The organism is Pseudonocardia sp. DxW (assembly GCF_058448985.1).
Genome location: NZ_JBZFLK010000010.1, coordinates 55,165 through 77,115, shown reverse-complemented (window position 1 = coordinate 77,115; position 21,951 = coordinate 55,165). Strand labels below are relative to the sequence as shown.

22 protein-coding genes and 1 pseudogene are annotated in these 21,951 nt (G+C 75.9%); 12 read left to right on the top strand and 11 right to left on the bottom strand.

What is annotated here, in order from left to right:
• Positions 1–52: 52 nt before the first annotated feature.
• Together ACVJO7_RS17105 and ACVJO7_RS17100 are read left to right on the top strand one after the other, a co-directional pair.
• The gene (locus ACVJO7_RS17105) at positions 53–529 is read left to right on the top strand and encodes a GNAT family N-acetyltransferase (RefSeq protein WP_344023542.1); all 477 of its coding nucleotides are present in this window, start codon (positions 53–55) and stop codon (positions 527–529) included.
• 37 nt (positions 530–566) lie between these two features.
• Entirely contained in the window at positions 567–1,346 is a 780-nt protein-coding gene (locus tag ACVJO7_RS17100; protein WP_344023540.1) for an HAD family hydrolase, read from the top strand.
• Here the strand turns inward: ACVJO7_RS17100 and ACVJO7_RS17095 are convergent.
• A complete protein-coding gene (locus tag ACVJO7_RS17095) occupies positions 1,343–2,254 on the bottom strand; it encodes a ferredoxin family protein (RefSeq protein ID WP_491673684.1) in 912 nt (303 codons plus the stop codon). The two genes, ACVJO7_RS17100 and ACVJO7_RS17095, sit on opposite strands and share 4 nt — an antisense overlap.
• A gap of 65 nt (positions 2,255–2,319) precedes the next feature.
• A complete protein-coding gene (locus ACVJO7_RS17090) occupies positions 2,320–3,978 on the bottom strand; it encodes an AMP-binding protein (protein ID WP_491673683.1) in 1,659 nt (552 codons plus the stop codon).
• Between the two features lie 164 nt (positions 3,979–4,142).
• Here ACVJO7_RS17090 and ACVJO7_RS17085 point away from each other — a divergent pair, with 164 nt between their 5' ends.
• From ACVJO7_RS17085 to ACVJO7_RS17075, 3 genes are all read left to right on the top strand, one after another.
• A complete protein-coding gene (locus tag ACVJO7_RS17085; protein ID WP_344023535.1) occupies positions 4,143–4,343 on the top strand; it encodes a hypothetical protein in 201 nt (66 codons plus the stop codon).
• Positions 4,344–4,345: 2 nt separating this feature from the next.
• Positions 4,346–4,873 carry a spermidine N1-acetyltransferase gene (gene speG / locus ACVJO7_RS17080; protein ID WP_344023533.1) on the top strand — a complete coding sequence of 176 codons (528 nt, stop codon included), beginning with the start codon at positions 4,346–4,348 and terminating at the stop codon, positions 4,871–4,873.
• 383 nt (positions 4,874–5,256) lie between these two features.
• Entirely contained in the window at positions 5,257–6,027 is a 771-nt protein-coding gene (locus ACVJO7_RS17075) for a MerR family transcriptional regulator (RefSeq protein WP_491673682.1), read from the top strand.
• Here ACVJO7_RS17075 and ACVJO7_RS17070 read toward each other — a convergent pair.
• The 4 genes and pseudogenes from ACVJO7_RS17070 to ACVJO7_RS17055 form a co-directional block, all read right to left on the bottom strand.
• Complete coding sequence (locus tag ACVJO7_RS17070; protein ID WP_491673834.1) at positions 6,010–7,518, bottom strand: sensor histidine kinase; 1,509 nt, start codon at positions 7,516–7,518, stop codon at positions 6,010–6,012. The genes ACVJO7_RS17075 and ACVJO7_RS17070 overlap by 18 nt on opposite strands.
• A gap of 24 nt (positions 7,519–7,542) precedes the next feature.
• A pseudogene (locus ACVJO7_RS17065) lies at positions 7,543–8,283 on the bottom strand (response regulator transcription factor); the annotation flags it as partial.
• A 154-nt stretch (positions 8,284–8,437) separates the two neighbouring features.
• On the bottom strand, positions 8,438–9,199 hold the full coding sequence (locus ACVJO7_RS17060; RefSeq protein ID WP_491673681.1) for a siderophore-interacting protein: 762 nt from the start codon (positions 9,197–9,199) through the stop codon (positions 8,438–8,440).
• Positions 9,200–9,235: 36 nt separating this feature from the next.
• Complete coding sequence (locus ACVJO7_RS17055; protein ID WP_344023524.1) at positions 9,236–9,844, bottom strand: TetR/AcrR family transcriptional regulator; 609 nt, start codon at positions 9,842–9,844, stop codon at positions 9,236–9,238.
• Between the two features lie 72 nt (positions 9,845–9,916).
• Between ACVJO7_RS17055 and ACVJO7_RS17050 the strand changes: the two genes are divergently transcribed.
• Both ACVJO7_RS17050 and ACVJO7_RS17045 read left to right on the top strand, forming a co-directional pair.
• Complete coding sequence (locus ACVJO7_RS17050) at positions 9,917–11,386, top strand: flavin-containing monooxygenase (protein ID WP_491673680.1); 1,470 nt, start codon at positions 9,917–9,919, stop codon at positions 11,384–11,386.
• A gap of 11 nt (positions 11,387–11,397) precedes the next feature.
• Complete coding sequence (locus ACVJO7_RS17045) at positions 11,398–12,339, top strand: o-succinylbenzoate synthase (RefSeq protein WP_491673679.1); 942 nt, start codon at positions 11,398–11,400, stop codon at positions 12,337–12,339.
• 189 nt (positions 12,340–12,528) lie between these two features.
• Here ACVJO7_RS17045 and ACVJO7_RS17040 read toward each other — a convergent pair whose 3' ends face one another.
• Positions 12,529–13,143, bottom strand: coding sequence for an MSMEG_1061 family FMN-dependent PPOX-type flavoprotein (locus ACVJO7_RS17040; RefSeq protein ID WP_491673678.1), 615 nt, complete (start codon positions 13,141–13,143; stop codon positions 12,529–12,531).
• 75 nt (positions 13,144–13,218) lie between these two features.
• Here ACVJO7_RS17040 and ACVJO7_RS17035 point away from each other — a divergent pair, with 75 nt between their 5' ends.
• Entirely contained in the window at positions 13,219–14,175 is a 957-nt protein-coding gene (locus ACVJO7_RS17035; RefSeq protein WP_491673677.1) for an NAD(P)/FAD-dependent oxidoreductase, read from the top strand.
• Between the two features lie 59 nt (positions 14,176–14,234).
• Here the strand turns inward: ACVJO7_RS17035 and ACVJO7_RS17030 are convergent, their stop codons facing one another.
• From ACVJO7_RS17030 to ACVJO7_RS17015, 4 genes are read right to left on the bottom strand one after another with little or no spacing between them, the layout of a single operon-like run.
• Entirely contained in the window at positions 14,235–15,443 is a 1,209-nt protein-coding gene (locus ACVJO7_RS17030) for an MFS transporter (RefSeq protein WP_344023515.1), read from the bottom strand.
• Complete coding sequence (locus ACVJO7_RS17025) at positions 15,440–16,423, bottom strand: ABC transporter substrate-binding protein (RefSeq protein WP_491673676.1); 984 nt, start codon at positions 16,421–16,423, stop codon at positions 15,440–15,442. Before ACVJO7_RS17025 ends, ACVJO7_RS17030 begins: the two co-directional genes overlap by 4 nt.
• A gap of 23 nt (positions 16,424–16,446) precedes the next feature.
• Positions 16,447–17,226, bottom strand: coding sequence for an ABC transporter ATP-binding protein (locus tag ACVJO7_RS17020; RefSeq protein WP_491673675.1), 780 nt, complete (start codon positions 17,224–17,226; stop codon positions 16,447–16,449).
• A 5-nt stretch (positions 17,227–17,231) separates the two neighbouring features.
• Complete coding sequence (locus ACVJO7_RS17015) at positions 17,232–18,263, bottom strand: FecCD family ABC transporter permease (RefSeq protein ID WP_344023511.1); 1,032 nt, start codon at positions 18,261–18,263, stop codon at positions 17,232–17,234.
• Between the two features lie 126 nt (positions 18,264–18,389).
• On the opposite strand from ACVJO7_RS17015, the gene ACVJO7_RS17010 reads away from it, so the two are divergent.
• Genes ACVJO7_RS17010 through ACVJO7_RS16995 form a run of 4 tightly spaced genes read left to right on the top strand, consistent with a single transcriptional unit; the run spans position 18,390 to position 21,893 of the window.
• Entirely contained in the window at positions 18,390–19,091 is a 702-nt protein-coding gene (locus tag ACVJO7_RS17010; RefSeq protein ID WP_344023509.1) for a class I SAM-dependent methyltransferase, read from the top strand.
• On the top strand, positions 19,088–19,891 hold the full coding sequence (locus ACVJO7_RS17005; RefSeq protein WP_344023507.1) for a Rossmann-like domain-containing protein: 804 nt from the start codon (positions 19,088–19,090) through the stop codon (positions 19,889–19,891). Before ACVJO7_RS17010 ends, ACVJO7_RS17005 begins: the two co-directional genes overlap by 4 nt.
• Complete coding sequence (locus ACVJO7_RS17000; RefSeq protein ID WP_491673674.1) at positions 19,888–20,808, top strand: GHMP family kinase ATP-binding protein; 921 nt, start codon at positions 19,888–19,890, stop codon at positions 20,806–20,808. Before ACVJO7_RS17005 ends, ACVJO7_RS17000 begins: the two co-directional genes overlap by 4 nt.
• Positions 20,805–21,893, top strand: a complete 1,089-nt coding sequence (locus ACVJO7_RS16995) for a pyridoxal-phosphate dependent enzyme (protein WP_491673673.1) — start codon at positions 20,805–20,807, stop codon at positions 21,891–21,893. Before ACVJO7_RS17000 ends, ACVJO7_RS16995 begins: the two co-directional genes overlap by 4 nt.
• The last annotated feature ends 58 nt before the right edge of the window (positions 21,894–21,951 follow it).

Sequence of the window (21,951 nt, the reverse complement as noted above, 5' to 3'; positions counted from 1 at the left end):
CGACCTGTGCACCGGCTGTGTGTCGGCCGGCGGCACGGAGGAGGATGCCCCGATGACCGGGCCCGACCTGCCGACCGTGCGGCTGCTGCTGCGCCCGTGGACGCCGGAGACCGCGGCCGCCGTCGTCGCCGGGGCCCGGCGCGACGGCTGGGCCGCCGACTTCCCCGCGGACGGCGACCGGGTCGTCGCCCGGCTGCTCGCGGACGAACCGGACGGCCCCGGCTGGGGCCGCTACGGGCACCGGCTGCTGGTGGAACGGGCCAGCGGGCTCGTCGTCGGCGGGGCGGGCCTGTTCCCGGACGGCGACGGCGGGCTGGAGGTCGGCTACGGCGTCGTCGCGTCCCGGCGCGGCCGCGGCTACGCCGTGGAGGCGGCCCGGGCGCTGGTCGAGCTGGCCAGGGCCGGCGGGGTGCGGCGGATCGTGGCCGGCGTCGAGCCCGGCAACGACGCCTCGGTCCGGGTCCTGGAACGACTCGGCATGCAGCACACCGGCACCGTCGACGGCGTCGACCGGTACGCCCTGCCGTGAACCCGGCCCGCCCGCGCACGACGACTAGGGTCGGGACGTGCACCGCCCCCGACTCGTCGCCCTGGACATCGACGGCACGATCGTCGACGGCCGGAACCCGCCGAGCCCGGCCGTGCACGCGGCGATCGCCGCGGCCGCCGAGCACGCCGAGGTGATGCTCTGCACCGGCCGCACGGTGATCGGCGCCGCCGTCGCGCTCGACCAGATCGGGCTCACCGGCGGCGTCACGCTGACCTCGAACGGCGCCGTCGAGATGGACACCGCGTCCCGCGAGGTGCTCTCGGTCGCCCGGTTCGACGTCACCGCCGCCCTGGGCCGGCTGCGCGAGCTGTTCCCGGACGCGGTGTTCGCCGCCGAGCACGTCGGCGTCGGCCAGCGGGTCAGCGGCCCGTTCCCGGACGGCCTGCTGGCCGGCACCGTCACCGAGGTCGGGCACGACGGGCTGCTGCTCGAACCGACCCCGAAGCTGATCGCCTACTGGCCGGGGCGCACCCCCGCCGAGACCGCGGCCCGGGCCGCCGCGCTCGACGTCGACGGCACCACCATGACCCTCGACCACGAGCTGCCCTGGGTGACGCTGGTCCCGGCCGGGGTGTCCAAGGCGTCCGGCCTGGCCAGGGTCGCCGCCCGGCTGGGCATCGACCGGTCCGAGGTGCTCGCCGTCGGCGACGGCGACAACGACCGCGAGATGCTGCGCTGGGCCGGGCACGGGATCGCGATGGGGCAGGCGCCCGCCGAGGTGCTGGCCGACGCCGACGCGACCACCGGACCGGTCACCGACGACGGCCTGGCCGCCGCGCTGCGCCGGTTCTTCTAGCCGCGCAGGGCGACCGGCGCGGCCGCGACCAGCGGCGTCGTCGGTTCCAGGGCGGCACCGCAGGACGGCGGCCGCGGCGGGAGGCTGCTGTCGCTGCGCACGTCCACCGACCACCGGCGGCCGTCACGGGCCCGGACGACGACCGGACCGGGACCGTCCACCGGCTGCACGAGCAGCGCGCCGGCGTCGCCGATCCCGGTGTGCTCGCGGACCGCCAGCTCGGCGACCTGCGCGACCGGATCCAGCCCGGCGTGCCCGCGGCAGGACCACGGATCGACGTTGCCGCCGCCCGCCGCCTTGAGCGCGGACAGCGTGCTGCCGGTGTCCAGCCTGCCGTAGGCGTAGCCGGTGGGCAGCACCAGCGCGGTCGGCGCGAACCGGTGCCCGCCCAGGTGCGTGCACTCCCAGACGTCGGCGTCCTCGGCGGCCACCTCCGCGGCCAGCGCCCGCCCGTGCACGGCGCAGCACACGTCGCGCCTGCCGTGCGCGCAGACCAGCATCACCGGATCGGTGACCGGCTCCCCGGCATCGGGCTCGAACGTGATGCCGGCCAGGTCGTCGGTGCTGCAGACGGTGCGGCGGGTCACCCGGGACGCGCCCGGCGCGAGATCGGCGACGTAGACGGTGCGCGCCCCGTCGCAGTCCCGGCCGGCCCGGCCGGTGCGCCGGATCAGCAGCAGCACGACGCCGTCGCCGCGCAACCGGTGGAACAGCTCGGTGACATCGGGATCGGGATGGCCGGCGACCGTGCGCGGCCAGGCACCCACGTGCTCCACGGCGACCAGCCGGCGCGCCGCCGGTGCGGTACCGGCGAGCGGTTCGCCTGCCGCGCCGCTCAGGGCCGCGCAACCGGTGCCCGGGCGGCCAGGAGCGGGCGCAGAACCGCGCTGCGCGTCCGTCACCGTCATCGGGACAGTATAGGGAAGGGCAGCCTAAGTTCAAGTCGGGGCAGGCTGCGCCACCCGGTCGGGGGTCACCCCCGCCCGGGCAGCTCCGCCCGCAGGACCTTGCCGGTCTGGTTGCGCGGCAACTCCTCCAGGAAGTGCACGTCCCGCGGGACGGCGAACTTCGCCAGGTCGGAGCGGACCTTCTCGCGGATCGTGTCGGCCGTCACGTCCCCGCCGGGGTCGCGCACCACCCAGGCGGCGAGCCGCTGGCCGTACTCGTCGTCGTCGACGCCGAGCACGCACGCCTCGCGGACGCCCGGCATGCCGGACACCAGGTCCTCCACCGGCCCGGGGTGCACGTTCTCCCCGCCGGAGACGATCATGTCGTCGGCCCGGCCGGTCAGGAACAGCCTGCCCTGCTCGTCGAGGTGCCCGACGTCGCCGGTGCCGAGCAGCCCGTCGCGCTCCTCCAGGCCCGCCTCGCCGCCGGTGTAGCCGTCGAAGGGCAGGTCGTTGCCCACGAACACCCGGCCCTCGACGCCCGGCCCGGCGGGCTCGTCGTGCTCGTCCAGGATCACCAGCGTGGTCCCGGCCGGGGCGCGGCCCGCGGTGCCGGGCGCGTCGCGCAGGTCCTCCGGCCCGGCGATCGAGACCCAGGAGACCTCGGTGGAGCCGTACAGGTTGTAGAGGCAGTCGCCGAACCGGTCCATGAACGCCGTGGCCTGCCCGCCCGGCAGCGCCGAACCGGAGACGGCGACGATCCGCGGGGCGTGCGCCGAACCCCAGCCGTCGGCCCCTGACTCGAGCACCCGCTGCAGCATCACCGGCACCGCGAACACCGTGGTGCAGCGGCGCTGCGCCACCGCGCCGAGGAAGCCCTCCGGGGTGAACCGGCGGCGCAGCACAACCGTCGCACCGTGCAGTGCGGCCAGCAGCAGGCCGGCGTTGCCCCAGGTGTGGAACAGCGGCGCGGCGATGTGCACCGGCTCCGCCGCGCGCAGCGGGATCGCCGAGAGGATCGACGCCGCCGGGGCGAGGGTGGACGGGTGCGGCCGCTTGGCGCCCTTCGGGGTCCCGGTGGTGCCCGAGGTCAGCACGATCTGCTTCGACGGCTCCGGCCGGAACGGCAGCTCGCCCGGCCCGCTGCGGACGATCATCGAGCCGAGATCGTCCAGCGCCCGGTCGCCCGCCGGCCGCGGACCGTCCGGTGTGGAGGTCAGCACCACCCGCGGCCCGGCCGGGACGACGTCGAGGAAGTCCTCGTCGGTGACGACCGTGTGCAGCCCCTGCTGCTCCTGCACGCCGCGCAGCTGCTCGGCGGACAGTCCGGTGTTGACCAGGACCACGTCGGCGCCCACCTTGCCGGCGGCGATCATCGCCTCGATCGGGGCGCGGGCGTTGCGGCACAGCACGCCGACCGGCGCACCGGGCCCCGCACCGGAGTCGAGCAGGGCCAGCGCCAGCCGGTCGGTGCGCTCCTCCAGCTCGGCGTAGGTGGTGACGCCGTCGTCGTCGACGACCGCCAGCCGGTACGGGTGCCGGGCGGCGCCGACCGCGAAGGCCGCGGTGATGCTGTGGCCGTAGCGCACCAGCGCCCGGCCCATGCCGAACAGCCGGCCGGGCCCGACCGGGCGGACCACGCCGGACCGGGCCAGCGCGACACCCGCCCGCGCCGTGCCGCTGCCCAGCTCGTAGGCGGTGCGGGCGGTGCCGGTCAGGTTCCGGATCAGCGGGGAGGCGGCCATGAGCCGCAGTCTCGCAGGCACATCCGGGTGGTCGCCGGACCCGTTGCGGTGATCTGTGTCAGAGCTCACTGGGCATGTCCGTCATGTTTCGTAGGGTGAATACGAAGTATCTGTCGGTGACCCACCGGTCGCCGCCCTCCCACCACACACCGTCGGGGATCCTGATGCGTCTGTACCTGCCTGCCCGCACGTCCGCCACCGGCGCGACCCTCGTCCGGGCCGGTCGTCCGGCCAAGGCCATGCCCGGTTTCGGCGGGATCGCCGGTGTCTGCCGGTGCGGCGAGGCCCGGCCCGCCGACGCCCGCACCCTGCCCTGGCGGGACTGTCCGTCCTGCACCCCGCAGCGGGTGCGCGCGGGCCGCTGAGCATGCCGGGCGACGCCGGTCCGGAGATGCGGCTGCGCGCCCTCGAGCGCGACGACCTCCCGTTCGTGCACGGCCTGTCGAACGACTCCGGGATCATGTCCTACTGGTTCGAGGAGCCCTACGAGGCGCTCGTCGAGCTGCAGCAGATCTACGACCGGCACGTGCACGACAACCGGGAGCGCCGGTTCGTCGTCGACTGCGCCGGTGAGCGGGCCGGGCTGGTGGAGCTCGTGGAGATCGACTACATCCACCGCAACGCCGAGTTCCAGATCATCGTGCATCCCGGCTTCCAGGGCCGCGGGTTGGCCGCCCGGGCGACCGCCGCCGCCCTCGACTACGCGTTCGGCGTGCTGAACCTGCACAAGATCTACCTGGTCGTCGACGTCGAGAACCCCCGGGCGGTGCGGGTCTACGAGAAGACCGGGTTCACCGTGGAGGGGACGCTGCGCGAGGAGTACTTCGCCGGCGGGCGCTACCGGGACGCCCACCGGATGGCGATCCTGCAGCGCGAGCACCTCGGCCGGAGCTGAACCGGACCCCCGGGGGTCCGGACCGGCCGGCGGGGAGGGGGGCCCGCCGCCCGGCCCGGGGGGCGCCTGCCGCGGGCATGCGGCCGGCGTCCGGCGGGTCACCGCCACCCGGGGCGCCGCGGGCCGGGAACCGGCCCGCCGGGGCGGCCGCAGCCGCGTCCACCCGCGTGACGAAGACACCGCCGAACCCTACTCGCCGGTGGTGTCGCCATGTCAACGTATGCCTCGGAGGAGCCTGTGAGCTGCAGAGATCATGACCGTGCCGGTTCGGTGCCGATGTCGCCGTCGGTGTCCGGCCCGGCGTGTCACCGTTGACCGACGACGGCCGGTTCCGGTTCGCGACGGGAGGCCGGACCGGGCGTCCGCGAGTAGGCTCCCCGGCGATGTCCGGATCGTCGTCCACGGGGGACGTGTACCCGATCGACCGGCTCGCGGCGCAGGCCGGGATGACCGTGCGCAACGTCCGCGCGCACCTGTCCCGCGGCCTCGTCCCGCCGGGCGAGATGCGCGGGCGCACCGCCTGGTACGGCCCCGAGCACCTGGCCCGCCTCGAGCTGATCTCCGGCCTGCAGCGGCGCGGGTTCTCGCTCGCCGCGATCGGCGTCCTGATCAACCAGACGCCCTCGGGCAGCGCCGAGGACGCGCTGCGCCTCTACCGCGGGATGCTCGCGCCCTGGCAGCCCGAGGAGCCGGTCGAGATCGACGAGGACGACTTCGCGCGCTGGGCCGGCACCGAGCTGCCCGCGGCGGCGACCGCCCGGCTCACCGGGTCCGGGCTGGTGGAACGCCCCCGGCCGGGCCGGCTGCGGATCCTCAACCCGTCGATGGTGCGGGCCGGTGCGCACGCCGTCGCGCTCGGGCTGCCGCCGGACGCCGTCGTCGACGTCGGGGTGCAGCTGCAGGAACGCACCCGGGAGATCGCCGAGGTGTTCGTCGGGCTGTTCCGCGACGAGGTGTGGCGCCGGCACGTCGAGGCCGGGCTACCGCGCAGCGGCGTCGCCGACCTGCGGACCGCGGTGGAGGCGCTGCAGCCGGTGGCGACCCAGTCGCTGCTCGGCGCGTTCCGGCAGACCATGCAGGAGGCCATGGACGACTTCATCCGGAAGCTGTCCGAGGACCTCGCACCCGCCGACCGGTCATCCGCCGACCGGTAGCTCCACCCCGAACGTGGTCCGGCCGGGCTCGCTGTGCACCGACACCGTCCCGCCGTGCGCGGCCACCACCGCGGACACGATCGCCAGGCCGAGGCCGGTGCCCGCGGTGCCGTTCCCGGCCCGGCTGCGGCCCTCGTCGCCCCGGACGAACCGCTCGAACACCCGCGGTGCCACCTCCGGCGGGATGCCCGGGCCGTCGTCGGTCACCTGCAGCCGCACCCGGTCCGGGGCGGGCCGGTCCAGCTCCACCGTCACCGACGTGCCGGGCGGGGTGTGCGTGCGCGCGTTCGCCAGCAGGTTGGTCACCACCTGGGCCAGCCGGTGCTCGTCGCCGGTCACCGTCACCGGCTCGTCCGGCAGCCGGGGCGACCACCGGTGCTCCGGGCCGGCGACGTGCGCGTCCCCGACGCCGTCGAGCACCAGCCGGGTCAGGTCCACCTCGGTGCGCTCCAGCGAGCGGCCCGAGTCCAGCCGGGCGAGCAGCAGCAGGTCCTCGACCAGCGCGCTCATCCGCTCCGCCTGCGAGGAGATCCGGACCAGCGCGTGCGCGGTGCCCGGCGGCACCGGATCGGGCTCCCGGCGGGACAGCTCGGCGTAGCCGCGGATCGCGGCCAGCGGGGTGCGCAGCTCGTGGCTGGCGTCGGCGACGAACCGGCGCAACCGGGTCTCCGACTCCTGCCGCGCCGCGAGCGCGCCCTCGACGTTGTCCAGCATGTGGTTCAGCGCGGTGCCGACCTGGCCGACCTCGGTCCGCGGGTCCGGATCGGGCACCCGCGCCACCAGGTGCACCTCGCCGCGGTCCAGCGGCAGCGCGCCCACCCCGGCCGCGACGTCGGCGACCCGCTCCAGCGGCCGGAGCTCGCGGCGCACCAGCACCGCCGCCCCCAGCCCGGCCAGCAGCACCGCGCCGCCGAGCACCACGATCTCGGTGACGAGCAGCCGGCTCACCGTGTCGGCCGCGCTGTCCGGCTGCGCGACGAGGTAGGTCGTCGTGCCGTCGGTGTAGGCGATCGAGCGGAACGGGCCGGAGGACAGCGTGACGTCGTGCGGGGCGGCGTCGGCCGGGGTGGCCTGCAGCGCGGCGAGATCGTCGGCGGGCACCGCCGTGCTGCCGCCGCGCCGGGCCTGTTCGGCGCGGACGACCCGGTCGTCGCGGAACACCGCGCCCACCGAGTCCGGGCCCTGCCCGGGGCCGAGCAGGAAGCCCTCGTCGGGCGGCCCGGTGCCGGTCTCCGGGCTGCCGCCGTCGGGTGCGGTGCGGTACCCGTCGACGCCCTCCGGCTGCGGGACGGCGCCCGGGCCGGGCGGTCGGCCGGTCTGCCGGGCGACGAACCCGTCCAGCGCGACGACCAGCTCCCGGTCCTGCCGGGACGACAGGTAGTGCTCCAGGGAGACCGTCGTCGCGACCCCGATCGCGACGCAGGCCACGGTGAACACCAGCAGCACGGTGATCACCAGCCGGGCCCGCAGCGAGCGGACCCGCCCGGACATCCGGGTCACGACCACGCCGGTCAGCCCGCCGCCGGACAGCACGTACCCGGCGCCGCGCACGGTGTGGATCATCGGCTGGTACCCGGCGTCGATCTTCTTGCGCAGGTAGGAGACGTAGAGCTCGACGACGTTGGACTGGCCGCCGAAGTCGTAGTTCCACACCCGGTCGAGGATCTGGGCCTTCGACAGCACCCGGCGCGGGTTGCGCATCAGGTAGCGCAACAGCTCGAACTCGGTCGCCGTCAGCTCGATCCGGCGGCCGCCGCGGTGCACCTCGTGCGCGTCCTCGTCGAGCACCAGGTCCCCGACGACCAGCTCCGAGGAGCGCTTCGCGGCCGCCATCCCGGCCCGGCGCAGCAGCCCGCGCAGCCGGGCGACCAGCTCCTCCAGCGAGAACGGCTTGGTCACGTAGTCGTCGCCACCGGCGGTCAGCCCGGCCACCCGGTCCTCGACGGCGTCGCGGGCGGTCAGGAACAGCACCGGCACCTCCGGGGTGTCGGCGCGCACCCGGCGCAGCACCTCGACGCCGTCGATGTCGGGCAGCATCACGTCGAGCACGATCGCGTCCGGCCGGAACTCGCGCGCCAGCCGCACGGCGGTGCCGCCGTCGCCCGCGGTGCGGACCTCCCAGCCCTCGTAGCGCAGCGCCATCGACAGCAGGTCCGACAGGGTCGCCTCGTCGTCCACCACCAGCACCTGGATCGGGCTGCCGTCGGCGCGGACGAGCGCGCCGTCGCGCGGAACCCGGGCGGTCACGTCGGTCATGCTAGGAGCACATCGCAGGAACCTGTGGACCGGCTGTGCGCGGGCTGTCCGGCGACTGCGACTCCCGCGGCCCCGCACCCCGGCTCCGGTGCCGCACCGGGTACGGCCGGTGCGACGGCGCACCCGGGGTGCGGGGCCGCGCCGGAGACCGGTGTCAGCGCGCGCGCCAGTAGCCGGTCGCGTAGACCGCGCGACGGTCGAATCCGCGGTCGGTGAGCAGGTGCCCGCGCAGCTCCTTCACCGCGGCGGACTCGCCGGACAGCCACGCCTGCCCGCGCCCGTCCGGCAGGGTGACCGCGCGGACCGCGTCGACGAGCGGCGTGCCGGCCGGCGCGTGGCCCCGGTGCACCCAGACGATCCGGGCGCCGCCCGGGAGCTGCTGCTCCTCGCCCGCGTCGGCGACCTCCAGCACGGCCTGCACCGGGACCGCCGGATGGTCCGCGGCGAGGGTCTCCAGCACGGTGGCGACGGCGGGCAGCGCGGACTCGTCGCCGATGACGAGATGGTGCTCGGCGTGCGGGTCGGGCTCCCAGCGGCCGCCCGGCTCGGACACCCCGACCCACGCCCCGGGTGCGGCCGCGACCGCCCACGCCGCGGCCGGACCGTGCCCGGCGTGCACCACGAAGTCGACGTCCAGCTCGCCGTGCCCGCCGGCGTCGGGGGCGAACCGGCGCACCGTGTAGGTGCGGATCGCGGGCCGCGCCTCGCCGGCCGGCCACACCGGGCCGCCGGTGCTCGCCCGGGGCACCGCGGGACGCTCCTGCCCCTCGACCGGGAAGAACATCTTGATCCGGCGGTCCGGGCCGTGCCCGGGGAACCCGGCCAGCTCCTCGCCGGTGAGGGTGACCCGGATCATCGCCGGCGTGATCCGCTCGGTGCGGGCGACCTGCAGCAGGCGGGGGGCGGTCGTGCTCATGACGGTCCAGTCTCCCGGACCGCGCACCGCGGCCCGCTACCCGGTCCGTCGCCCCAGCCCGGCGAGCCCGGTCCAGGCGACCTCCATCAGGTACTCGGTCGCCTGCTCGGCGGTGACGGCGTCGTCCTGCCCGCGCCACACCGCGAGCCGCTCGCAGGCCCCGACGATCACCTGCGCCCAGCCGGTCAGCCGTTCCGGTGCGGTGCCGGGGACCTGCGCGGCGAGCAGCGCGGCGATGAAGTCGGTCTGCTGGGCGCGGATCTCCTCCAGCGCGGTGTCGGCGACCCCGGCCTCGGAGCAGAACAGCTGCCAGGCGGGCGCCCGCCGGTCCAGGTAGGTGAAGAACGCCAGCGTCCCGTCCCGCAGCATCGACTCCGGATCGGTCGCGCCGGCGGCGGCCGCCGCCACCACCTCCAGCAGCTCCGCCCTGGCCCGCGCGATCGCGGCGAGCAGCAGCCCCTCCTTGGAGCCGAAGTGCGTGTAGAGCACCGGCTTGGTGACGCCGACCCGCTCGGCGACGGCGTCCATCGAGGTCGCGGCGTACCCGCGCTCCCCGAAGACGGCGACGGCGGCGTCCACGATCTGGCGTTCCCGCTCGGCCCGCGGTACCCGGCGCCGCGCGTTCGGGGCGGTCCGCGAGGTCATGGCGCGGACGCTACCGGCAGTAGGTTACCCGTGTTATGTTACCGCCGGTAACACTATTTGTCGGGAGGTCGCATGTCCGGGCAGCAGGTCGAGACGCTGATCGTCGGGAGCGGGTTCGCCGGGCTGGGCGCGGCCGTCCGGCTGGACGGGGCGGGCCGCCGGGACTGGCTGCTGCTGGAGAAGGCGGACACCCTCGGCGGCACCTGGCGGGACAACGCCTACCCCGGCTGCGCCTGCGACGTGGAGTCGCACCTGTACTCGTTCTCCTTCTTCCCGAACCCGGACTGGACCCGCACCTTCGCCCGTCAGGCCGAGATCCGCAGCTACCTGGAGGACGTCGCCGACCACCACCGGCTGCGCGGCCGGATCCGGTTCGGCGCGCAGGTCACCGGCGCGGAGTGGGACGGCACCGGCTGGGACGTCCGGCTGGCCGACGGCTCCGCGCTGCGCGCCCGCTACGTGATCTTCGGGACCGGCGCGCTGCACGAGCCCGCGGTGCCCGAGATCGAGGGCCTCGACCGGTTCGCCGGCAGCGCCTTCCACTCCGCGCGCTGGCCGCACGGCGAGGACCTGCGCGGCAGGCGGGTCGCGGTGATCGGGACCGGGGCCTCGGCGATCCAGTTCGTGCCCGCCGTCGCCCCCGGCGTCGAGCACCTCACGCTCTTCCAGCGGACCGCCCCGTGGGTGCTCCCCAAGCCGGACAAGCCGATCAGCGACCGCACCCGGCGGGCGTTCCGCCGGGTCCCCTGGCTGCGCGCCGGGTACCGGGCCGCGCTCTACTGGCGGCACGAGGCGATGGTGCTCGGCTTCATGCACCCGCGCGTCATGAAGCTCGCCGAGCGGGTCGCCCGGCTGCACCTGCGCCGGGTGTTCGCCGGCGACCCGGAGCTGCGCCGCACCGTCACGCCGGACTTCACGATGGGCTGCAAGCGGGTCCTGATGAGCAACGACTACTACCCGGCCCTGCGCCGGGACAACGTGACGGTCGAGACCGCCGGCATCGAGCGGATCACCGAGCACGGCGTCGTCACCACCGACGGCGTGCTGCACGAGGTGGACACGATCGTCTTCGGCACCGGGTTCCGGGTCGGCTCCTCGGCCGGGGCCGGACTGGGCCGGATGGCGATCACCGGGCGGGACGGGACCAAGCTCGCCGACGTGTGGCGGGACGGCGCGCAGGCGTTCCACGGCACCACGATCGCCGGCTTCCCGAACCTGTTCACCGTCGTCGGGCCGAACACCGGGCTCGGGCACAGCTCGATGGTGCTCATGATCGAGTCCCAGCTGAACTACGTGCTCGACGCGATGGCGCTGGTCGACCGCAACCGCGCCGTCGCCATCGACACCCGGGCCGACGTGCAGGAGGAGCACAACGCCGAGCTGCAGCGCAGGCTCGGCGCCGCGGTCTGGGGATCCGGCGGCTGCGCGTCCTGGTACCTCGACGACGACGGCCACAACCGCACCCTGTGGCCCGGCTACACGTTCACCTTCCGCAACCGGACCCGCCGGGTCGATCCGGCCGCGCACGAGCTGGTCGCCTAGCGTGGCCCGCCGTGCACGTCTACGCGCTCGGCATGACCACCCGTTTCCGCGGGATCACCGTCCGGGAGGGGCTGCTGCTGCACGGCCCGGCCGGCTGGGGTGAGTTCTGCCCCTTCCCCGAGTACGACGACCGCGAGGCGCTCGGCTGGCTGGCCGCGGCCCGGGAGGCGGCCGAGGACGGCTGGCCGGAGCCGGTGCGCGACCGGGTGCCGGTCAACTGCACCGTGCCCGCCGTCGGGCCGGAGCACGCGCAGCGGATCGTGCGCGCCTCCGGGGCGACCACGGCGAAGGTGAAGGTCGCCGAGCCGGGCGCCCCGGCCGGCGCCGACGAGGAGCGGGTCGCCGCGGTGCGCGACGCGCTCGGCCCGTCCGGCCTGGTCCGGGTGGACGCCAACGGCGCCTGGCCGGCCGACGAGGCGATCGCCGCGATCCGCCGGATCGGGCGGGCGGCCGGCGGGCTGGAGTACGTCGAGCAGCCGTGCGCGACCGTCGAGGAGCTGGCCGCGGTGCGCCGCGCGGTGGACGTCCCGATCGCCGCGGACGAGTCGGTGCGCCGCGCCGAGGACCCGATGCGGGTGGTGCGGGCCGGTGCGGCGGACATCGTCGTGCTCAAGGTCGCCCCGCTCGGCGGGGTGCGCCGCGCGCTGCGGATCGCGCAGGAGTGCGGTCTGCCGGTGGTCGTGTCGTCGGCGGTCGAGTCCAGCGTCGGGCTGGCCGCCGGGCTCGCGCTCGCCGGGGCGCTGCCCGAGCTGCACCACGCCTGCGGGCTGGGGACGGCGTCGCTGCTCGCCGAGGACGTGGTCGCCGACGCCGACCGCTTGCTGCCCGCGGACGGCGCCCTCCCGGTGCCGCGCCGCGCCCCCGAGCCGGTCCGCCGCGCCGACGTCGCTGCGCCGCCGGAGCGGGACGCCTGGTGGCGGGCCCGGTACGCCCGGGTCGCCGCCCTGCGCTGATCCCGCCCTGCGCTGATCCCGCCCTGCGTTGATCCCGCCGTGCGCTGCCCTGCGCTGCGCCGCCCCGCCAGCACCGCGGCACCCCGGTCCGCACCCCGTCACCGCGGTGCACACCCCCTCGCCGCGCTGCACACCCGCTGCAGCGGGTGCGAACCGGGGCGAAGGGGTGTGCGGCCGGACTACGGGGTCTCAGTACTGGTTGGCCTTGGCTTCGCGGCGCATCGCGGCGTCGAGCACCCGGGCGGGGCCGGGGATCCGGTACTGGCCCTTCACCAGCTTCCCGGCGCTGGGCACCTCACCCTTGCCGGGCCAGGTCGCCGGATCCCACAGCGACGACCGCAGGAACGCCTTCGCGCAGTGCAGGAACAGCTCGTCGATCTGCACGACGATCGCCAGCTCCGGCACCGAGCCCTTGACGGCCAGCTGCTCGGCGAAGTCCGGCCGGTGCACGATCCGGGCCCGCCCGTTGACCCGCACGGTGTCGTTCGACCCGGGCACCAGGAAGATCATCCCGACCCGTGGGTCGTGCAGGATGTTGCGCATCGAGTCGAGCCGGTGGTTGCCGCGCCGGTCGGCGAACGCGATCGCCCGGCCCTCGTCGAGCACCAGCACGCTGCCGGCGGGATCGCCCCGCGGGGAGACGTCGACGCCGTCCGGCCCGCAGGTGGCCAGCAGGAAGAACGGCGACGCGGCGAGCCACTCGGCGGTCACCGCGTCGACCCGGTCGCGTTCCTTCTCCTTGATCGCCTTCGACGGTTCGACGACGATCTCCCGCAACCGTGCCTCGTCGGTGATGTCCTCCACCCGGCCCCCTCTCGTTGTGAGGCGACCCTAACCGCCGGTGCGCGGCGCGGGAAGCGGCGCCCTAGGTTCGTCGGTGTGGCTGTGATCGTGATCGGGGCCGGGATCGCCGGGGTGACCTGTGCCGGGGAGCTCGCCGCCCGCGGGGTGGACGTCGTCGTGCTGGAGCGGGCGCGCGGCGTCGGCGGCCGGCTCGCGGTGCACCGGCACGGCGGGCGCCCGGCCGACATCGGGGCCGCCTACTTCACCGTGTCCGACGACGAGTTCGACGCCCGCGTCCGCCACTGGCGCCGGGACGGCCTGGTCCGGGAGTGGACCGACACGCTCGCCGTGTTCGAGCCGGGCGCCCGGGTCGCGGACAGTCCCGGCCCGATGCGCTGGGCCGCGCCCGGCGGCCTGCGCTCGCTGGTCACCGAGTCCGCGCGGGACCTGACGGTGCACACCGGACACGAGGTCCGCGAGGTCCGGCCCGGCCCGGACGGGCGCCCCCGGGTGGACGGCGAACCGTGCGACGCGGTCGTCGTCGCGATGCCGGACCCGCAGGCCGCCCGGCTGCTCGACCCGCACACCGCGGCCGGCGCGGCCGTCGCGGACCGGGAGTGGGACCCGGTGCTCGCGCTGACCCTCGGGTTCGCCCGCCGGGACTGGCCGGAGCTGCCCGCCGCGTTCGTCAACGACCATCCGGTGCTGTCGTCGGTGGCCGACGACGGCGACCGGCGCGGCGACGGCGCCCCGGTGCTCGTCGCGCACTCGACCGGCGCGCTGGCCCGGACCTACGACGCCGCGCCGGACGGGGCCGCCGCCACGATGACCGCCGCCGTCCGGCGGCTGCTCGGGATCGGGGCGGAGCCGGAGTGGACGCACCAGCATCGGTGGCGGTTCGCCGCCCCGCGCGGGCGGCGCGAGCCTGCGTTCCACCTCGACGACGACGGCATCGGCCTGGCCGGGGACGGCTGGGGCCGGTCCCGGGTGCAGACGGCGTGGCTGTCCGGGCTGCGGCTGGGCCGCGAGCTGGCCGCCCGGCTCGGCAGCTGAGCCGGCCCGACCGGGCAGAGCAGCCGGGCAGTGCGGCCGGGCCGGGTTTGGAGCGTTGCTCAGCCGGTGGTCGCCGGCTCCCGGGAGAACCGCCGCGCCCCCGGGGCGAGCGCGGCCAGCGCCGGGGCCAGCAGGCAGACCGCGGCGCACACCAGCAGCACCGGCTGCAGCCCGAAGGCGGCGATCGCCGGCGCGATCAGCGCCAGCCCGAGCGGGGCGAGGCCGTAGGAGAGCAGGAAGTCCAGCGAGGACACCCGGGCCAGGGTCGCCGGGTCGACCTCGCGCTGCACCGCGGTGAACCACGGCACGTTGAACAGCTCGATGCCGATCCCGCAGACCACGTAGGCCCCGACGACGACCCACACCGGCAGCGGGGTGAGCAGAGCAAGGGGGGCGACCGCGTACACCCCGAGCCCGGCCAGCGCCGTCCACCCGCGGGCGACCGGCCGCCACCGGGCGACCAGCACGGCGCCGAGCAGCGCACCCGCGGTGTAGCCGGTGAGCGCGGCGGCGAGCACCGCCGCGCCGCCGTAGGTGTCCCGGCTGACCAGCGGCAGCGCCACCCCGGTCGCCGAGTACCCGGTGGCGATGACCGCGGTCAGCGCGCCGAGCCCGGCCAGGAACCAGGGATGCCGCCGGGCCTCGGCGACGCCCTCGGCGAACTCGGCGAGGAAGCCCGGCCGCGCTCCGGCGGGTGCCGGCCGGCGCAGCCCGCGCGGTGGCAGCGCCGCGGCGACCACCCAGAGCGCGGCGATGGCCAGCGCGAGCACCCGCACGCCGAACGCGGTGGCGGCCAGCGCGGTCAGCGCGGGCGCGACCAGGGTGCTGGCCCGCACCGAGAAGGTCATCGCCGCGTTGGCCTGCTGCCGCCGCTCGGCGTCGACGACCTCGACGACGAGCGCCTGGAACGCCGGCCGGCAGGCGCCCTGGCCGGCCCCGGCCAGCGCGCAGCCGGCGAGCAGCAGCCAGAGCGGCCCGCCGAGCCCGCCGGCCACCGCGACCGAGCCGAGCACGGCCGCGGCGCCGGACCAGCCGACGGTCGCCCGTCGTGAGTACCGGTCGGCCAGCACCCCGCTCACCGGGACGGCCGCGAGGAACCCCGCGGTGCGCACCCCGAGTGCCAGCCCGAGCCCGACCGCGGTGACCGAGCCGTCGACGACGGCCAGGCCGAGCACGAAGGGCAGCGCCCAGGTGGCCAGGCCGGACGCCGTCGTCCCGGTCCACAGCCGCAGGAAGGCGGGCTCGCGGAGCACCGACCGGGCCGTCACCGGCTGAACTCCCGCAGGTAGCCGCCGAGGCGCTCCAGGCCGTCGATGTTGCGCGGGCCGGAGATGCCCTCGTTGTAGTCGAGCACGAAGAAGTTGTCGTTCTGCACGGCCGGGACACTCCGCAGCGTCGGGAGCGACTTCAGGAAGTCGATCTTCTCTTGGGCGGACTGGTCACCGTAGTCGAGGATCATGATGATCTCGGGCTGCCGCTCCACGACGGTCTCCCAGCCGACGTCGGTCCAGCGGCCGTCGACGTCGTCGAGGATGTTGCGGCCACCGGCGAGCCGGATGATGTCGTTCGGCGGCACCTGGTTCGCGGCGCTGTTCGGCCGGTCGGTGCCGGAGTCGTAGAGGAACACCGACGGCGGCGGGTCCAGCCGGGGCGCGGCCGCCTCGACCGCGGCGACCCGGGCCTGCATGTCGGCGACGACGGCGTCGGCCCGCTCGGGCACCCGGAAGATGTCGCCGAGCCGGCGCAGGTCCTCGTAGAGCCCCTCGATCGGGGTGACCCGCTCCGGGAAGCCCGGGTAGTTCCAGCAGGTCTCGGTGTGCATGAAGCTCTGGATGCCGAGCCGGTCGAGCAGCTCGGGGGTGATGCCGCGCTCGTCGCTGAACCCGGACCGCCAGCCGGCGACGACGAGATCGGCGCCCGCGTCGACCACCAGCTCGCGGTTGAGCAGGTCGTCGGACAGCATCTCGACGCTCGCGTAGTCCTCGGCCCAGGGGGACTCGGTGACCGGCGGGTTGGCCGGCGGCATCACGTAGCCGCGGACCTTGTCGGCGAGGCCGAGCGCGAACAGCTTGTCGGCGCTGCCGCCCTCGTAGGCGACCGCGTTCTGCGGCTCGCGGTACTCGACGGGCTGGGCACAGCGGGGGACGGTCGTCATGGCAGCGGCGTCGGCGCCCTCCACCTGCGCGCCGCAGGCGGTGGCGGCGAGCAGGGTGGCGAGCAGCAACGGGACGGCGCGGGTGGTCCGCACGGGGGCCTCCAGGGTCGGGTGGATCAGGGGAAGTCGGGGGACGGCAGCGCGTAGAGCAGCCGGGGTGCGCCGGTCACCGGGTGCGCGACGACGTCGGCGCGCACCCCGAACACCCGCTGCACGAGGTCCGGGGTGAGCACCTGCTCCGGGGTGCCCGCGGCGACCAGCCGGCCGTCGTCGAGCACGCCGACCCGGTCGCAGGCCGCCGCGGCGAGATTGAGGTCGTGCAGCACGACCAGCACGGTCAGCCCGGCGTCGCGCAGCGCGGCGAGCAGGCCGAGCTGGTGGGCGATGTCGAGATGGTTGGTCGGCTCGTCGAGCACCAGCACCTCGGGGGTCTGGGCGAGCGCGCGGGCGGCGAGCACCCGCTGCCGTTCACCGCCGGACAGCGTCAGCACCCCGCGGTCGGCGAGGTGGGTGACGCCGACCCTGGCCATCGCCTCGGCGCAGATCCGCTCGTCCTCCGGGCCGGGGGAGCGGTGCCCGGCCAGGTGCGGCGCGCGCCCGAGGGACACCAGCTCGGTGACGGTGAAGTCCAGATCGGACCCGTGGTCCTGGGTCATCGCGGCGATCCGGCGGGCGTTCTCGCGCAGCCCGGAGCCGGCGAGATCGTCGCCGTCGAGCCGGACGGTGCCGCGGACCGGCCGCAGCGCGCGGTAGATGCAGCGCAGCGCGGTGGACTTGCCGCTGCCGTTCGGCCCGACCAGCCCGACGACGGTGCCGGTCGCGACGTCCAGGAACAGCTCGCGCACGATCTCCCGGCCGCCGGCGACGACGGAGATCCCCTTCAGCTCCAGGCCCACCGGTCTCACGCCCCGCCGAACACGTAGCCGCGGCGGCGCAGCAGCACCAGGAACACCGGGACGCCGACGAGCGCGGTGACCACCCCGAGCGGCAGCTCGCGCGGTGCGACGACGGTGCGGGACAGCAGATCGACCCAGACCGCGAGCACCGCGCCGACCAGCGGCGCGAGCAGCAGTACCCGGCTGTGCACCGCCCCGGTGACCATCCGCACCAGGTGCGGCACGATCAGCCCGACGAACCCGATGGCACCGGAGACGGCGACCATCGAACCGGTCATCAGCGAGGTGAGCACGAACAGCCGCCTGCGCAGGACGCGGGTGTCCACACCCGAGCTGGCGGCGGTCTCGTCGCCGAGGGCGAGCACGTCGAGATCGCGGGCACCGGACCGCAGCAGCACCATCCCGGCCAGCACCACGACGGTGACCACCGGCAGCGACTCCCAGGTCGCGGCGCCGAACCCGCCGAGCGTCCAGTAGAGCACCGTGGACGTGGCCTCACCCTGCGGCACCAGGTAGATCAGCAGCGCCATCGCGGCCTGGAAGGCGTAGGCCAGCGCGATCCCGGTGAGCACCAGGCGCAGCGGGCTGGTCCCGGCCGGACCGCGCCGCCGCGCGGCGAGGTGCACCAGTGCGGCCGCGGCGAGCGCGCCGAGGAACGCCCCGACCGACAGCGCGTGGATCCCGGCGAAGGCGAGCGCGCCGGTCACCATCACGGTCACCGCACCGACCGAGGCGCCCGAGGAGATGCCCAGCACGAACGGATCGGCGAGCGGATTGCGCACCAGCGCCTGGACCCCGACCCCGACCGCGGCCAGACCGGCCCCGACCACCGCGGCGAGCAGCACCCGCGGGGTCCGCAGCTGCCAGATGATCTCGTAGGTGGGCAGCTCGTCCAGGGTGATCGAGCCGCCGGTGACCGCGGCGGTGAGGTAGCGGAGCGTGTCGTCCGGGGGGACGGGTGCCGGCCCGAGCCCGATCGCCAGGACGATCGAGACGAGCAGCACGACGGAGAGCCCGAGGGCGCCTTTGATGAACATGATTATCGTGAGTATTTATCACCCGGACGGGACGGTGGCCAGGGGGGCGGCCTGTACGACCCGTCACCGTTGCGAGACCGTAATGATAATGATAGTCGTTAACACATGACGATCTCACCCGTTCCCGTGACGCCGCGAGAGCTGCCGCCACCGCTGCCCGCCGACCGGATCGCCGAGCTGAACCGGCCGGACGGGTCGCTGCACACCCCGCGCACGCACCGCTGGAACGACCTGGAGCTCGACCTGCCGCCCGGGGTGTTCAAGCCGGGCCTGACCAGCGCGATGGTCGCCGACCGGGTGCTGTCCGGGGAGATCGAGACGCGCGGGCGCCGGTACCTGGCGATGGGCTGCGGGGTGGGGATCGAGGTGATCGCCGCCGGGCTCCGCGGGGCCGCGCACACCTGGGCGGTGGACGTGCACCCGGCCAGCGTCGAGACGGCCGTGCGGCACCACCGGCGGTTCGCCGGCGGCGACGCCTGCACCGGCGTGGTCGCCGACCTGCTGGACGGGCTGCCCGAGGGGCTCGGGATCGATGTCGTGACGTTCAACCCGCCCGCGGTCAGCGTCCCGGTCGCCGACGACCCGGACGTGGTGCGCAACGTCTGCCAGGGCGTCGCGCTGCTGGAGCGGTTCTTCGCCCAGCTGGCCGGGCGCGACGTGCTCGCCCCCGGCGCGGAGGTCTTCGTGATCGCCTCCAACACCGCGGACCTGCCCGGCCTGGTCACGGCCGCCCAGCGGAACGGCTTCGACACGGAGCTCGCGCTGCGCCACGACTGGGGCGACGGCGTACTCACCCACCTGTTCCGCTTCACCGGGTGTCCGCGGTGAGCGTCGCGGAGCTGCTGGACGAGGCGCTCACCGGCGGCGCCGGGCCGCTGCCCGACGGCGACACCGCCACCAGCGTGTTCTGGCTCGGCCACGGGACCCGGCTGGCCGGCGGCCCGGTGACCTACCGCAACCACTACGTCCTGGTCCGCTGCGGCCGGGCGTTCGGCGCGGCCTCGGTGCGGGCCGGCGAGCTCGATCCGGTCGCCTGCCAGGACCTGTCCGGCCTCCCGCTGACCGACCTGATGGCGCCGGACCGGCCCTACCCGGTGCGGATCGCCGCGCTGGACGCCCGGCTCGCCGCGGGCCGGCCGTTCGCCACCGATCCCGGCGCCGAACGCGTCGAGCTCCCCGCGGGCACCCCGGAGACCCGGGCACTGGCCCGCGACGCCGCCGTCGCCGGGCTGCTCGACGTGCCCGCCGGGGCCAGGGTGGCGCTGATCGGCGTGGTGAACCCGCTGGTCGCGGCGATCCGGGAGCGCGGCGCGCAGTGCCTGCCGTGCGACCTGGACCTGCGCCGCACCCAGTGGGACGATCCGGTGTCCGACTCGGCGGACGAGGTGATCGACGCCGCCGACGCGGTCGTCGCGACCGGGATGACGCTGGCCAACGGCACCTTCGACCCGATCGTCGCGCGCTGCCGCGAGCGCGGTGTGCCGCTGACCGTCTACGCCCAGACCGGGGCCGCGGTGGCGCGGGCGTTCCTCGGCGCCGGGGTCACCGCGCTGTCCGCGGAGCCGTTCCCGTTCTCCCAGTTCAGCGCCGATCCGACGGCGCTGTACCGGTACCGGACGGGCCGGTGAGGACCGGCCACGGGTACGGCGGGTGCCATCACGGGGAGCTGCTTCAGGGGTTCTTCCGCGGCCCGGACGGCCGCCCGCGGCCCGGCCTGGTCACGCTGCCGTCGCCGGTCGCGGGGGTGCACGCCCGGTTCCGGCCGGATCCGGCGTCCCCCCGCGTCGCCGTACACCCGCGGGACCGCACGAAGGCGGCCCGCGCCGCGGCACTCGCACTGCGCGCGGTGGCGCCGCCGGATGCGCCGGCCGGCGGCCGGCTGCGGCTGACCGGGCCGGTTCCGGCCGGGCTCGGGATGGGCTCGTCCACCGCCGACGTCGTCGCCACCATCCGCGCGGTCGCCGACGCCTGCGGGGTGATGCCCGATCCGCGCACGGTCGCCCGGATCGCCGTCGCCGCGGAGGCGGCCAGCGACCCGCTGATGTTCGACGACCCGGCCGTCCGGCTGTTCGCGCAGCGGGACGGCGTCGTGATCGAGACTCTCGGTCCGGCACTGCCGCCGCTGCTCGTGCTCGGCTGCCTGCTCGACGGCGGGCGCCCGGTCGACACCCCGGCCGACGCGCCCCCGGTCCCGCCACCGCCGGTCGTCGACGGCTACGAGGAGCTGCGGGACCGGCTGCGGACGGCGGTGCAGCGCGCCGACCCGGCCGGGGTCGCCGCCGTCGCCACCTGTAGCGCCCGGCTGCACCGCACCGACGGGCAGCTGGACCGGCTGCTCGGCGCCGCCGACGAACCCGGCGTGCTGGGCGTGCAGATCGCGCACAGCGGCAACGTCGCCGGGCTGGTCGTGGACCCGGCCGGCACCGATCCGGCGGCGGTGCTGCGGCGGGCGGCGCGGGCGCTGCGGGCCGCCGGGCTGCCGGTGACCGGGACGTTCGCGGCCGGCTCCGGAGCGCCCACCGTCGCGGCGGGGGTGCACCGGTGAACCCGGTCGAGCACGTCGCCGACGCCGTCGGCCGGCCGGACCTGGTCCGGGTCGGCGAGCGCCTGCACTGCCTGCGGTTCGAGACGATGAAGGTGCTCAGCGCCGACGCCGCCGTCCGGCACCTGCTCGACACCGGCCGGATCGCGCCCGGCGACACCCTGCTGGACTCCTCCAGCGGGATCTACGCGATCGCCCTCGCGCTGGCCTGCCACCGCTACGGGCTGGGCTGTCACGTCGTCGGCTCGACGACGGTCGACGACGCCGTCCGGGTCCAGCTGGAGCTGCTCGGCGCCCGGCTGGACCCGATGCCGCCCTCGGACGATCTCAAGCTCGACCAGAGCAGGCGGGTCGCCAGGGTGCACGCGCTGCTGGCCGCCGATCCGCGGCTGCACTGGATGCGCCAGTACCACGACGACGTGCACCATCTCGGCTACCGCCCGGTCGCCCGGATGGTGCGCGACGCGCTCGGGCCGGTCCCGCTGACCGTCGTCGGCGGCGTCGGGTCCGGGGCGTCCACCGGTGCGCTGGCCCGCTACCTGCGGGCCGGCGACCCGCCGGGGCGGCGGACCCGGCTGGTCGGGGTGCAGCCGTTCGGCAGCGTCACCTTCGGCAGCGAGCACGTCGCCGATCCGGACATCATCATCGCCGGGATCGGCAGCTCCATCCCGTTCGGCAACGTCGACCACACCGCCTACGACGTCGTGCACTGGACCGGTTTCGGCGCCGCGCTGTCCGGCGCGGTGGCGCTGCTCCGCCGGCACGCGGTGTTCGCCGGGCTGTCCGCGGGCGCGGCGTACCTGGCGGCCCGCTGGGAAGGCGGCCTGGAACCGGACCGCACCGTGCTGTTCGTGGCGCCGGACACCGGGCACCGCTACGTCGGCGGGGTGTTCGCCCGGCACGCCGAGGCGCGACCGCTGGCGGACCTGGCGCCGCACCCGGTCACCGGGACCGGGGAGCTGGCGCTGCCGTGGTCGCGGATGGAGTGGGCCGGGGCGCCCGCGCCGCCGGCCGCGGTGCCCGGGCCGGACGCCGCGGTCCCGGCGCCGCGCACCCGGCACCCGGGGGTGCGGCCGGGCCGGGCCTGACCGGGCCGGGCGGCGGTGTTCGAGCCGTGCGGCCGGCGCGCTGGCCCGGCGCCGGGCC